We start from the raw sequence: 11567 nt of genomic DNA on the forward strand, positions 1-11567 counted from the left end.
TGACCCCGATGGACCCGGTGACGCTCGGCCTGTGCTCGCAGATCGAGCTCGATTTCGAGGTGCAGCGCGCCGCCAAGGAAAAGCCGCTCGACGTCAATTACTCTGGCGCCACCCTGCTGCCGGCGTCCGAGACCACCCGCAAGGACGAATACGAGCCGGCGGCGCGGGATTCCGACGACCTCAATGTCGATGCGGTGTTCGCCAAGCTGAAGACGATCGGCGGCAAGAAGCCGGAGGACGACGAGGACAGGTGAGCCTGCCGCTCCGGTCTTTGCTCGCGTTAGAGATCATGGCGCCGGAGTTCCGGCGCCATTTTTGTTTGCAGTTAACGCAGCTGGCGCGGCTCTACGGGTGATCCGGATGGTTCATCATGTATTCGCCGAGATCGCGCTGCCTGCGGTCGGCCTTCGCCTCGGCGCGCTGGCGCATCACGTCGCGGTCCTTGCGACAGGCGACATATTCCGCTGAGCCCGCCGCCACGTTGTTGGCGCGGCAGTAGGAATCGTCATCGTCATTGCCCTGGGCGGTGACCGGCCCCTGATTGCGAGTGAGGCAGCCGCCGAGCGAAAGGGCAACGAAGGGAACAATGAGGAGCAAACGGAACAGGCGCATCGGAGTCTCGATCAGGGAGCGCCCTGTTTAGCCGAAAATGCGGAGTTTGTAAGTCAGGGATGGCACCCTTCCGCGCACGGTGCCCGGCTCATCTTACCACCTCCGAACGGCGCTGCCGACGGCCGTCACCGGGTAAGCACGTTCAGAACTACACTTTGTGATTGCAAATCGTCTTCGACGTGCAAAAATGATTTCATATTTGATCAATTGAACCGGCTGCTGCGATTATGGCGATCCTCGTTGACCTCGCAAAGCTCGGAGCGCTGGGCGCAAGTTTGGCGTTTCTTTATCTCTCGTTCCAATTGCTCAAGGGCGAACAAGAACTGAAGGACAGGGATGGCAACCCGGCGCAACCCAGGTCGGATATTCTCGCCGCTGTCGTAAACTTCCGAAGAGCCGCGCTTACATTCCTGGTCGTTGGCGTGCTGCTCGAATTCTTTCTCACGCAGGGCCCTGTCGTCATTGCAGCCATCAATCAGTCCGTCTTCAACAAATCGATGCTGCGTGTCCGCTTTAACGCCTGGGAATTCTCTCCGGAAACAAAATACCTTTCCTTCGGCTTTGAAGAAAATCGCAGCGACACCGCTGGCTTTATTCCTTCTGCGCTGAAGAACCAGTACGCTGTATACGTCGGAGTCCGAAAGAAAGACGCGTCCGCGCCTGAGCAGGGCGAATACAAAGTCATGTTCGGCCCCTATTCAATCTCCAATCAGCACGATCTCGACCGAACGTTGACCGACGAGGAATTGGCCCAGCTGGGAAACGGCTGCATTCTCTTCACAGCCTTCGGCGTTCTACGTTCCGGCAACAATACGCCAAGTCTCGCAAAGCCATTCAAGCCAGCCGAGGCGCAGACCCCTCTTGCAGTTTTCAACTGGGCCGCAACCTGCAGCGAATGAGGAAAACGATGACATCCCGGTTGCTCAATCTACTCAGCACGATCCTGCTTTCGATTCTGATCGTCTCTTTCGTGAACCCCGGCGAAAGCTTCGCCGGGAAAAAATGCTCGTCAAAGGCCGCCACCAAAGTAGGCGGCTGCTCGCAGGGCTAGGTTTACACCCTTCCCTGCAACGCCGTGCCGATCTCGTCCAGCACCTTGGGATCCTCGATCGTGGCCGGCATGGACCAGGCCTCGCCATCGGCGATCTTCTTGATGGTGCCGCGCAGGATCTTGCCCGAGCGCGTCTTCGGCAATCGCCCGACCGTGATCGCGAGCTTGAACGCCGCGACCGGGCCGAGCCGCTCGCGCACCAGCGCCACGGCCTCCTTCTCGATCTCGTCGGGACTTTTCGTGACGCCGGCCTTCAGCACCAGGAAGCCGCAGGGCACCTCGCCCTTGATCGCATCCTTGATGCCGAGCACGGCGCATTCGGCGACATCCGGATGCGAGGCCAGGATCTCCTCCATGCCGCCGGTCGACAGCCTGTGGCCGGCGACATTGATGATGTCGTCGGTACGGCCCATCACGAAGACGTAGCCGTCGCTGTCCTTGTAGCCGGCGTCCGAGGTCTTGTAGTAGCCGGGAAACTCCGCGAGATAGGACTCGCTGAAGCGTTCCTCCTGCTGCCACAAGGTCGTCAGGCAGCCGGGCGGCATCGGCAGCTTGATCACGATCGAGCCCATCGTATCAGCCGCGACAGGCTTGCACGCTTCGTCGACCACATCGACCTGATAGCCCGGCATCGGCACCGTCGGCGAGCCGTGCTTGATCGGCAGCAGGCCGAGCCCGACCGGATTGCCGGCGATGCACCAGCCAGTTTCGGTCTGCCACCAATGATCGACCACCGGCACCTTCAACTGATGTTCGGCCCACTCCACCGTCGGCGGGTCGGCGCGCTCGCCGGCCAGGAACAGCGTGCGGAATTGCGACAGATCATATTTGCGGATCTGCTCGCCGTTCGGATCCTCTTTCCTGATCGCGCGAAACGCGGTCGGCGCGGTGAACAGCGCTACCGCCTTGTGCTCTGATACCACGCGCCAGAACGCGCCGGCGTCGGGCGTGCCCACCGGCTTACCCTCATACATGATCGAAGTCGCGCCATGGATCAGCGGCCCGTAGACGATGTAGCTGTGGCCGACCACCCAGCCGATGTCCGAGCCGCACCACCAGACCTCGCCGGGCTTGATGCCGTAGAGATGGAACATCGACCATTTCAGCGCCACCAGATGGCCGCCATTGTCGCGCACCACGCCTTTCGGCTTTCCCGTCGTGCCTGACGTATAGAGGATATAGAGCGGATCGGTTGCGAGCACCGGCACGCAAGCTGCACGCTTGCCGGCGGCACGCGCGGCCTGTCGCAAGGCTGCCCAGTCATGATCGCGACCGGCGACCAGCGCGCAGGCATGCTGCGGCCGTTGCAGGATGATGCAGGCATCCGGCTTGGCGCTGGAAAGCCCGATCGCTTCATCGAGCAGCGGCTTGTACTGCACGATGCGGCCGGGCTCGACGCCGCAGCTCGCCGACAGGATCAGCTTCGGCGTGGCATCCTCGATCCGCGTCGCCAGCTCCTTGGCGGCAAAGCCGCCGAACACCACCGAATGCACCGCACCGATCCGCGCGCAGGCCAGCATCGCCACCACCGCCTCCGGCACCATCGGCATATAGAGGATGACGCGATCGCCCTTGGTGACGCCGAGATCCTGCATGATCGCGGCGAGCGTCTGCACCTCTAGCAGCATGTCGGCGTAGGTCAGCTTGGTCACGCTGTTGGTGACCGGCGAATCGTGGATCAGCGCGAGCTGCTCGGCGCGTCCGTTCGCGACATGACGATCGAGCGCGTTGTAGCAGGTGTTGACGACAGCGCCGGTGAACCAGCGGCCATAGGCGCCGACAGTGGGATCGAAGATCTTTGTCGCCGGCGCGATCCAGTCGATCTCGCCGGCCGCCTCTGCCCAAAATTTCTCGGGGTCCCGAAGCGAACGCGCATAGGCCTCGTGATACCGGCTCTGGTTCGAAGCACTCATGACGTTCCTCGCTCTCATTTTTTCGTCATGGCCGGGCTTGTCCCGGCCATCCACGGTTTTGGATGCCTCAACAGGAAAGGCGTGGATCGCCGGCACAAGGCTGGGCATGACGGCGCAGATCAACCGCTCTATGTTGTCGCCATTGTCATGCGATGAGCGAGCAATTCAAGCCGAAAAGGCTACGCCTTTCGATGATGCTGCAACTCAAGTCCCGCCGGCGGCCTGAAGCTGCTGGAGGCGGTCTTGCATCTCCTTCTTCAGGTCGAAACCCGGGTGGCCGAAGCCGGCATTGCGGTGGGCGAGATATTGCTCCTGCTCCCGCCGCTTGGCCTGCCCATTGCGCGGATTGGCGCTGGTCGCCTCCCGCACTACCTTGGTGTTGACGGCAAAAATCTCACGATCGAGATCGGCAAGCTCCGGGTCGGCACAGATCGCCTTCTCGACCGGGCGCCGCGCCTGCGCGCAGCTGAAGCTCGGCTTGCCGGCCACCGCCATCTGCGCGCCCAGCCGCTCCAGCTCCAGGCCGAGCGCGCGGTAATTGGCGCGTGCGCTGGCATGCGCCGGATTGAGCTTCAGCGCGGCGGCGAAATCCGACAGCGCCTTGGTCCGGTCGCCCTTTTTGTGCTCGAGCTCACCACGCGCGTTGAAGATGTCGGCCAAGGTCGGATCGAGCTGCAGCACGACATCGTAGTCGGCGATGGCGCGATCCGGCTCGCCTTTCCGGATCAAGGCCGAGGCGCGCGCGATCAGCGCGTTGATACGGTCGGCTCTCGCGGTGTTGGCGTTGTCGATCAGCGCGCCGCATTCGGTCAGAATCCTGTCGGCGTCATTGGCCTCGGCGGCCGCGACGCAGGCCGCGGGATCGATCACCGGATCCTTGATCGGCTCCGTCGCACCAACCGCGTGCGCATGGGCGGCGAGCATGAGCCATAGTGCCGCGATCGCGAACAGACCAAACAGGCTGCGGCAGCACGCTAGCGCTGCGGCTATTGCCAATGCGCGAACAGGCACGATGATCGGATTTTTCAAAATTCGGCAACCCAACGATAGCGAAGAGACTACTGACGCAGCGCTTTGCGGCAAATATACAGGCCATATGCCCCAACAATAATTTGGGAACCGGACGTTGACGACATTCGAATGGATCATCGGCCCGTTGCACGCGGCCGTCGTGCTGTCCGCCCTGGCGAGGCGGATCAAGGCGCCCTACCCCACTTTGCTCGCCGTCGGCGGCGTGCTGCTCGCCTTCGTGCCGGCGGTGCCCATCTGGAGGCTGGATCCGGACCTGACCCTGGCCGTGTTCGTCGCGCCGGTGCGGAGAAAGCAGGGCAACGGTCGATGACGCCTGACGACGTCGTCTCATTCTGGCAGCAAGCCGGACCTTCGCTGTGGTTCGCCAAGGATGCGGATTTCGACCGTCGTTTCCGCGAAGGATTTCTATGCGCCCATGAAGCCGCGATGCGCGGCGAGCTCGACGGCTGGCTGGCGAGCCCGAACGGCACGTTGGCGCTGCTGATTCTGCTCGATCAGTTTCCCCGCAACGCATTTCGCGGCACGGCGCGGATGTATGCAAGCGATGTGAGCGCATGCGAGGTCGCCGAGCATGCCATCGCGGCTGGCCATGACAAGCAGGTTTGCCCTGAGTTGCGCAACTTCTTCTACTTACCGTTGTCTCATTCCGAGGATCTCGCCGCCCAGGAGCGCGCCGTGGCACTGACCAGCGAGCTTGATCAGGATTCCGTACGCGATGCCGGGCGCCACCGCGACATCATCAGGCGCTTCGGCCGCTTTCCCCATCGCAACGCCATCCTCGGCCGTGCCACAACAGAAGAGGAGCAGCAGTTTCTCGATCAGGGAGGGTTCGCCGGATGATGCGTCATCGGCGGTGAGCTCCTCTCCCCGTTCTTACGGGGAGAGGGTTGGGTTGAGGCGCAGACGCTCGCTCGGTATTAGTTATTAGACCCGTACCCACCCGGATTGCATCTTTGATGCAATCCGACCTCTCGCCGCATCCGCCGTCGCTCTTCGAGCTATGGCGGACAAGAGCGGGGCGAGGTTGCAGCGAGTACGCCGCGCGATATGTGCGTACCCTCGTGCGTTCGCCGGGGCGACGGCTGAATTAATTCAGACTAACTCCGACACGTCAGTCCGCCATCGACAATCAGCTCGATGCCGGTGATGTAGCGCGCTTCATCGGAGGCGAGGAACAGCGCGGCATTGGCGACATCCCAGGCTTCGCCCATGTGGCCCATCGGCACCTGGGCGTCGCGCTTCTTCCACATCTCGTCGACATTGCCCTGGGCATAGCTCGCGGCGAGGCCAGCCGAATGCTCGACCATCGGCGTCTTCATCAATCCGGGCAGGATCGCGTTGACCCGCACATTCTTGGGTGCGAACTCCACCGCCGTGACGCGGGTCATCTGGTTCATCGCCGCCTTGCTGGCGCCGTAGCTGACGTAGGAGATGCCGACCTGGCGGATTGAGGCGACCGAGGAGATGTTGATGATCGAGCCGCCGCCCTGGGCCACCATCACCGGGATGACATGCTTCATGGCGAGATAGGCGCTCTTGAGGTTGACCGCGAAGACGCGGTCCCATTCGGATTCCTCGACATCGACGACGCTGCCCATTTCGGCGATGCCGACATTGTTGTCGAGCACGTCGATGCGGCCGTAAGCGTCGCGGCAGGCCTTGACCATGGCCTCGACCTCGCCGGCCCGTGACACATCAGCGGTGAAGGCCTTGGCCTGGCCTCCCTCGCCCACGATGATCTCAGCCGTCTCCTGCGCCGCGGCGGCGTTGCGGTCGACGCAGAACACCTGTGCACCCTCGCGCGCGAACGTCACCGCGGTCGCCTTGCCATTGCCCCAGCCCGGCCCGATCGAGCCGGCGCCAACCACCATGGCGACCTTGCCCTTGAGACGATCCATCGTTTTCTCCCCTGCTCTTGTCCTGCCCGGCAAATTGGACGGCCGCAACCGGTCGCGTCAACCCGGGCTAAATGGTGAGCGCGCCAGCCATTTTCGCACGCCTTTCGCTCTGGCAACAACGCGGCCTCCCGCTTACGCTGGCTAGCTGAAGCTGGCCCGCCAGAGGCCGGCGTTTTTGGGAGAACGCCTATGCCTGCACCTCATCTTTCGCGCCTGCTCGTTACAGGAAGCATTTTGGCGGGAAGCCTTGCGCTGCTCGCGACGAGTTGCCTGACACCGGCAAGCGCAAAACCCTTCATGATCGTAGGCCTCGATGAAAAGACCACCTGGGACGCCGACGGCAAGGTCGTGCTGGCGCCTGCAGGCAAGGACCAGGTGCTGATCGTCGATCTCGCCGATCCGGAGAGCCCGAAGGTCGTGGCCTCGCTGCCGCTGAAGAATTCGGTGGTCGGGCCTCCCGTCAACGTCGCAATCGATCCGACCGGCACGGTGGCGCTGGTGGCGGATTCCGTCGATGTGGCCAAGGATGGCGAGGCGCTGAAGCAGGTGCCGGACAACAAGATCTATGTAATCGACCTCAAGGCCAACCCGCCGAAGCTCGCCAACACGATCACCGGCGGCAAGCAGCCCTCGGGCCTGAGCTTCAGCCCTGACGGCAAGATGGCGCTGGTCGCCAATCGCGGCGACAATTCGGTCAGCGTGCTGTCGGTCGACGGCACCGACGTCAAGGTGACCGATACCGTGAGCTTCCCGGACAGTGTTGCGCATGTCCAATTCACGCCGGACGGCAAGCGCGCGCTCGCCGTGCGTTTCCCGGCGCACAAGGTCTCGATCCTCGACGTTGCGGGTGGCAAGGTGACCTACAGCAAGGTCGACCTGCCGACCGGACAGTGGCCATACAACGTGGTGGTGACGCCGGATAGCAAGCTGGCGCTGACATCCGACAACGGTGCTTCCGGTGCGTCCGACGGCAGCGTCGACACCACCAGCGTGATCGATCTCACCGCCAATCCGCCTGTCATCATCGACCGCGTCGTGGTCGGCGACGGGCCGGAAGGCCTCGCGATGAGCCCGATAGGCGATCTCGCCGCGTCGGCGATCCTGCGCGGCTCGAACATGAAGAATGCGTTCTTCTACAAGAAGAACGGCAGCATCTCGATCCTGAAGATCGACGGCAAGAAGGTGACCAAGACGCAGGACATCGAGGTCGGTGGCCTGCCCGAGGCCATCATGTTCACGCCCGACGGCAAGTACATCCTGGCCGGCAACTTCCTCGACCAGGATTTCTCGATCCTGAAGGTTGATGGCTCTGAGGTCACCGACACCGGCAAGCGCTTCAAGGTGCCGGGCCATCCGGCATCGGCGCGGATGGGGAATTGAGGACGGCGGTCGCTGTCAGTGCTGATATCAAGGAAGTAGCCCGGGTAGCGAAGCGATCCCGGGAGACGGCCACCCAGACACCCGGATGTCGCTGCGCGCATCCGGGCTAAGGGAGCATCACTGGAATGTCATGTCCAGGCATTTGGAGATGTCGGAGCCGAGCCCGGAGGAGATGGTGATGCAGCCACGCACTCGCTGCTGGGCGGTGTCGGCGACCCAGATCGAATAGCCGCCTGAGCCGAAGAACGAGGTGGTGTCGGCGGGGGCGGATTCGGTGGCGTCGAAGGCATAATTGGAATCGGTGTCAAACACGCGCGGCTTCTTGGTGCAGCCGCCGTCGGTCTGCACGTTGATGACTTCCTTGTTATCCCGCGTCAGCGACAGCGAGACCTGGCAACGGAAATATTCCGAGGTCTTGACGTTGAACACGTAGGTATAGGATTTGCAGGTCGCTGTGTTGAGCTTGCCGGAGGACAAGCCGCGGCTGCAGGCGATGCGCTGGCTGTTGGAGAGCTTGAATTCATCGGCCTGCGCAGTGGAAACCAGCGTCACCAGCGCCAATGCGATAGACAAGACCGATTTCGTGACCAGATTCATTCGAATCGTCCCCGCGGAAATTTTTCTTCGATGATTTGGTTCTAACGCATGGATGGCGGATAGTCGTGCGGCCGGGCACGAAAAATCACAAAGTGATGCGGGCGTGCCGCTGCGACGGAGCGTCCGATTGCATTGACACCCAAATCATGTTCGTGATTTGTTCGAACAAGTCGGCTGCTTCGGCGCAAGGAGGATGAGATGACGATCGCAATCTTGAGAATCTTGGCCGCGGTGGCCGTGGTCAGCGGCTCGGTCATCGCCGTCCGCGCCGCGCCCGCCGCGCCGACCCCGTGGGAGCTCAAGCCCGACATGGGCTATGGCTACGGCAAGGACGGCAAGACCTTCGCCTATACGATGGGTACCAAGAACGCCAACATGCTGCTCAAGGGCGCCAAGAAGGTACCGAAGGGCACGCTGTTCTTCATCGGCCAGAACGGCCAGCTCTACATGCGCACCGGCCCCTATCTCGAAGGCGACGGCAGCTTTATGTTCGGCGCGGATTGAGCGGCGCGCGGATCGGACAGCGCAAGAGAGACGTTATCGCCGCATGGACGGTGCCCTCTCCCCTTGCGGGAGAGGGTGCACCTGACTCGCTGCAACAGCTTCTCAGCTCACAAGGCGCCCTAATTGAACGCCGTCGCCAGCTCCTTCGCACCTGGCAGATTGCCGAGCTGATCCATCCGCGCGTCAGTAACCGCGAGCAGCTTCGCCACCGTGTTGTGCCTGATAGCAACCGGGTTGCGCTCATAGCCCGAGCGCCCGAAGAAGTTTGCGGTCGGCACCTGGTCGCGCATCTCGAGCGGCATGGTCACCATGTCGAATCCCGTGCCGTCGCCGGTCAGGTTCATCATCTCGAGCTCGGCGGCGGTCAGCGGCCGGGTCACGCCCCTGGCGCGGGCAAACAGTACCGAGGTCAGGAGCTTGTAGGTCTGCAGCATCGGCCCGACATCGATGTCGAGCACCATCGCATGCAGCGCCCAGCCCTGCTGGCTGCCGCCGATCTGCTCATGCGCCGACCAGTCGTCCGGCACCGAGCGGGCGATCGCCACCATCTTCTTCAGCACGGCGAGCTTGTGCTCCACCGCCTGCCGGGCCGGTCCCGAGGTCTGGTTGACGCGCTCGCCCAGCACGCGGATGAACAGCGGCCCCTGCTCGGCGAGCAGCTCGACGGTGTTGGTGGTGAGCAATTGATTATAGCCGATCGCGGTCGAGATCGCGCGATTGCCCTTGAAGCCGGATTGCGAATCGTGCCGGCCATTGCCGCCGGTCTCGAAGGCATAGACCCGCACCGCCTGCTCGCGCGTCAGGCCGCTGGCAGCAGCAAACCGCGCATAGGCGCGCTTGAAGTCGATGTCGTTGGCAGGCTGCTGCGGCGTCCATTGAAACTGATCGCGCGCGGCCTGCAGCAGGTCTGCAACGACGGGCACGTATTTGGGCTCGTGCCGCTCGCCTTCGGGCTCGGGTATCGGACTGACCGGCCGCTTCGGCCCGGTATAAACCGGCGGTTGCTCCAGTACGTAGTCGTCGAGCTCGATCCGCACGTGGTCCCGCCGCTTGGCGTTGCGGCCGCGGCGCTTGTCGGCGATATCCTTCCAATAGGCGCCCGCTGCGGCGTCGAAGGCGGCGCGGGCTTCCTTGTATTCCGCGAGCCGTTGCTGGTAGGCGGCGATCGCCTCTGGCGAGACGGCCTGCGCCATTGCGTCCATGGAGGCTGCAGGCGCGGCGCGCAAGGACGAGCCTGCAAGCGACAGGCCGAGCGCGGTGATCAGGAGAAGGGAGCGAATCGGAGGGTGATGCATGGGCCGGTTGTAGCGGAAACCGCGGCTACTTCCAGGCAAAGACCGGCTGTTCCAGCAGATCGACGCGAGTGTCGCGCGCGGCCAGCACCTCGCGGAACTGATAAATCAGCGCCGCGGTCGGCGCGTGGATCAGCCCCTCCCGGGCATGGAAGCGGATCACCCGCCCCGTGCTTTCCGGGATGTTGGTGAAGTCGAAGGCCTCATCGGCCGCGATCGCAGCGAGGTCGATCCGATGGACGGATGCAACTTCGGCCGGGTTCGGCACCGGCACCGCATCGCCGCCCACCCACATCACCACCGGCGTGATCAGATAGCCGGAGCGGGTCGGATAATCGTCGAGCAGCCCGAGCACCGCATCCGGCGCCAGTGCCAGACCGAGCTCCTCATGCAGCTCGCGCAGCGCCGCCTGGACCGGGGTCTCGCCGGCGTCGCAGCGCCCGCCCGGCAGCGCCCATTGCGCGCGATGCGTGCGCAGAGAGGCGGCACGACGGGTCAGCAGCAGCGCCGTCTCCACCTCGCCGCGATCGGAGGGGGCAAGCGCGATGGCAACAGCCGCGTGCTTCAGCGCCGAGGTCGCGTCGTTCCCGGGCAGGCGCACGAACGCGGCGCAGCGCTCTGCAATATTCCGTCGGGTGGCATCGTCAAATGGCAGGGCCATGTCCCTTGACTACCTCACGGCTGGCCGTGATGAAAGCGGCCGGATGTCATTGATGGGACGCGTGGGCGCATGACGAAGACGGCCTTGGCCAAGCTCGAATCCGACGGCTGGGAAATCGTCGATACCAGCGGCTTCCTGCATCTGGTCGGCCCGCTCTGGCAACGGAACGTCGACGGCACTTACGAATATGCGCTCCATGCCGAGGACAAGCATCACAATCGCCGCGGCCTGGTTCAAGGCGGCGTGATCATGACGTTCGCCGATCGGGCCTGCGGCATGAGCGCCCGCTACGTCTCCGGCAAGCCGCATCTGGCCACCGTCCAGCTCGACGTGCATTTCGTCGATGCCGGCAGGATCGGCGAGACCCTGATCGCGCGGCCGCATGTGGTCCGCACCACCAAGAGCCTGATCTTCATCACCACCGAGGTCACGGCCGAAGACCGCGTGATCGCAATGGCCAGCGGCGTGTTCAAGATCCTGAAGAGCGCGTGAATATTCCACCGTCATTGCGAGGAGCGAAGCGACGGGGCTGTCAGGAAATAGACAGAAACGAGAACAAGTTTCGTAACAGATCGAGTCTGAAACCGAATCGAAGCAAGAACCTTGTTCACGTTTTTGTCTAAAAAC

General features: G+C 63.1%; 14 protein-coding genes and 1 pseudogene. 8 read left to right on the top strand and 7 right to left on the bottom strand.

The window, feature by feature from the left end; all coding sequences use genetic code 11:
* Positions 1 to 254 (top strand): cell cycle transcriptional regulator TrcR (locus WA702_RS06285; protein ID WP_425109670.1); only part of this gene is annotated, 254 nt, incomplete at its 5' end.
* 91 nt (positions 255 to 345) lie between these two features.
* On the opposite strand, the gene WA702_RS06290 is transcribed toward WA702_RS06285, so the two are convergent.
* Complete coding sequence (locus WA702_RS06290) at positions 346 to 612, bottom strand: hypothetical protein (protein ID WP_425109671.1); 267 nt, start codon at positions 610 to 612, stop codon at positions 346 to 348.
* A gap of 227 nt (positions 613 to 839) precedes the next feature.
* Between WA702_RS06290 and WA702_RS06295 the strand changes: the two genes are divergently transcribed.
* Both WA702_RS06295 and WA702_RS06300 read left to right on the top strand, forming a co-directional pair.
* Positions 840 to 1511: a hypothetical protein gene (locus WA702_RS06295; protein WP_425109672.1), complete on the top strand. Its 672-nt coding sequence runs from the start codon at positions 840 to 842 to the stop codon at positions 1509 to 1511.
* Positions 1512 to 1519: 8 nt separating this feature from the next.
* On the top strand, positions 1520 to 1663 hold the full coding sequence (locus WA702_RS06300) for a hypothetical protein (RefSeq protein WP_425109673.1): 144 nt from the start codon (positions 1520 to 1522) through the stop codon (positions 1661 to 1663).
* A 2-nt stretch (positions 1664 to 1665) separates the two neighbouring features.
* Here the strand turns inward: WA702_RS06300 and WA702_RS06305 are convergent, their stop codons facing one another.
* Both WA702_RS06305 and WA702_RS06310 read right to left on the bottom strand, forming a co-directional pair.
* Positions 1666 to 3576, bottom strand: a complete 1911-nt coding sequence (locus WA702_RS06305; RefSeq protein WP_425109674.1) for a propionyl-CoA synthetase — start codon at positions 3574 to 3576, stop codon at positions 1666 to 1668.
* 204 nt (positions 3577 to 3780) lie between these two features.
* Complete coding sequence (locus WA702_RS06310; RefSeq protein ID WP_425109675.1) at positions 3781 to 4500, bottom strand: hypothetical protein; 720 nt, start codon at positions 4498 to 4500, stop codon at positions 3781 to 3783.
* Positions 4501 to 4702: 202 nt separating this feature from the next.
* Between WA702_RS06310 and WA702_RS06315 the strand changes: the two are divergent.
* Positions 4703 to 4891, top strand: a pseudogene (locus WA702_RS06315) (sodium:proton antiporter); the annotation flags it as partial.
* A 23-nt stretch (positions 4892 to 4914) separates the two neighbouring features.
* Positions 4915 to 5448 (top strand): DUF924 family protein, encoded by a 534-nt coding sequence (locus tag WA702_RS06320; RefSeq protein ID WP_425109676.1) that lies wholly within the window; start codon positions 4915 to 4917, stop codon positions 5446 to 5448.
* A gap of 257 nt (positions 5449 to 5705) precedes the next feature.
* Here WA702_RS06320 and WA702_RS06325 read toward each other — a convergent pair whose 3' ends face one another.
* Complete coding sequence (locus tag WA702_RS06325; RefSeq protein WP_425109677.1) at positions 5706 to 6506, bottom strand: SDR family NAD(P)-dependent oxidoreductase; 801 nt, start codon at positions 6504 to 6506, stop codon at positions 5706 to 5708.
* Between the two features lie 297 nt (positions 6507 to 6803).
* Between WA702_RS06325 and WA702_RS06330 the strand changes: the two genes are divergently transcribed.
* Positions 6804 to 7886 carry a lactonase family protein gene (locus tag WA702_RS06330; protein ID WP_425109678.1) on the top strand — a complete coding sequence of 361 codons (1083 nt, stop codon included), beginning with the start codon at positions 6804 to 6806 and terminating at the stop codon, positions 7884 to 7886.
* Between the two features lie 117 nt (positions 7887 to 8003).
* On the opposite strand, the gene WA702_RS06335 is transcribed toward WA702_RS06330, so the two are convergent.
* Complete coding sequence (locus WA702_RS06335) at positions 8004 to 8483, bottom strand: hypothetical protein (RefSeq protein WP_425109679.1); 480 nt, start codon at positions 8481 to 8483, stop codon at positions 8004 to 8006.
* A gap of 198 nt (positions 8484 to 8681) precedes the next feature.
* Here WA702_RS06335 and WA702_RS06340 point away from each other — a divergent pair, with 198 nt between their 5' ends.
* Positions 8682 to 8987, top strand: a complete 306-nt coding sequence (locus WA702_RS06340; RefSeq protein WP_425109680.1) for a hypothetical protein — start codon at positions 8682 to 8684, stop codon at positions 8985 to 8987.
* 119 nt (positions 8988 to 9106) lie between these two features.
* On the opposite strand, the gene WA702_RS06345 is transcribed toward WA702_RS06340, so the two are convergent.
* Both WA702_RS06345 and WA702_RS06350 read right to left on the bottom strand, forming a co-directional pair.
* Positions 9107 to 10282 carry a hypothetical protein gene (locus tag WA702_RS06345; protein ID WP_425109681.1) on the bottom strand — a complete coding sequence of 392 codons (1176 nt, stop codon included), beginning with the start codon at positions 10280 to 10282 and terminating at the stop codon, positions 9107 to 9109.
* A gap of 25 nt (positions 10283 to 10307) precedes the next feature.
* Positions 10308 to 10940, bottom strand: coding sequence for an NUDIX hydrolase (locus WA702_RS06350; protein ID WP_425109682.1), 633 nt, complete (start codon positions 10938 to 10940; stop codon positions 10308 to 10310).
* Between the two features lie 69 nt (positions 10941 to 11009).
* On the opposite strand from WA702_RS06350, the gene WA702_RS06355 reads away from it, so the two are divergent.
* Positions 11010 to 11432, top strand: coding sequence for a PaaI family thioesterase (locus tag WA702_RS06355; protein ID WP_425109683.1), 423 nt, complete (start codon positions 11010 to 11012; stop codon positions 11430 to 11432).
* The last annotated feature ends 135 nt before the right edge of the window (positions 11433 to 11567 follow it).

The organism is Bradyrhizobium sp. (assembly GCF_049798375.1).
Classification (GTDB): Bacteria; Pseudomonadota; Alphaproteobacteria; order Rhizobiales; family Xanthobacteraceae; genus Bradyrhizobium.

What these genes read in the sequence shown, in the direction of transcription:
- WA702_RS06290 (WP_425109671.1), bottom strand. Translation starts at nt 612, where the DNA reads ATGCGCCTGTTCCGTTTGCTCCTCATTGTTCCCTTCGTTGCCCTTTCG.
- WA702_RS06295 (WP_425109672.1), top strand. Translation starts at nt 840, where the DNA reads ATGGCGATCCTCGTTGACCTCGCAAAGCTCGGAGCGCTGGGCGCAAGT.
- WA702_RS06300 (WP_425109673.1), top strand. Translation starts at nt 1,520, where the DNA reads ATGACATCCCGGTTGCTCAATCTACTCAGCACGATCCTGCTTTCGATT.
- WA702_RS06305 (WP_425109674.1), bottom strand. Translation starts at nt 3,576, where the DNA reads ATGAGTGCTTCGAACCAGAGCCGGTATCACGAGGCCTATGCGCGTTCG.
- WA702_RS06310 (WP_425109675.1), bottom strand. Translation starts at nt 4,500, where the DNA reads ATGCTCGCCGCCCATGCGCACGCGGTTGGTGCGACGGAGCCGATCAAG.
- WA702_RS06320 (WP_425109676.1), top strand. Translation starts at nt 4,915, where the DNA reads ATGACGCCTGACGACGTCGTCTCATTCTGGCAGCAAGCCGGACCTTCG.
- WA702_RS06325 (WP_425109677.1), bottom strand. Translation starts at nt 6,506, where the DNA reads ATGGATCGTCTCAAGGGCAAGGTCGCCATGGTGGTTGGCGCCGGCTCG.
- WA702_RS06330 (WP_425109678.1), top strand. Translation starts at nt 6,804, where the DNA reads ATGATCGTAGGCCTCGATGAAAAGACCACCTGGGACGCCGACGGCAAG.
- WA702_RS06335 (WP_425109679.1), bottom strand. Translation starts at nt 8,483, where the DNA reads ATGAATCTGGTCACGAAATCGGTCTTGTCTATCGCATTGGCGCTGGTG.
- WA702_RS06340 (WP_425109680.1), top strand. Translation starts at nt 8,682, where the DNA reads ATGACGATCGCAATCTTGAGAATCTTGGCCGCGGTGGCCGTGGTCAGC.
- WA702_RS06345 (WP_425109681.1), bottom strand. Translation starts at nt 10,282, where the DNA reads ATGCATCACCCTCCGATTCGCTCCCTTCTCCTGATCACCGCGCTCGGC.
- WA702_RS06350 (WP_425109682.1), bottom strand. Translation starts at nt 10,940, where the DNA reads ATGGCCCTGCCATTTGACGATGCCACCCGACGGAATATTGCAGAGCGC.
- WA702_RS06355 (WP_425109683.1), top strand. Translation starts at nt 11,010, where the DNA reads ATGACGAAGACGGCCTTGGCCAAGCTCGAATCCGACGGCTGGGAAATC.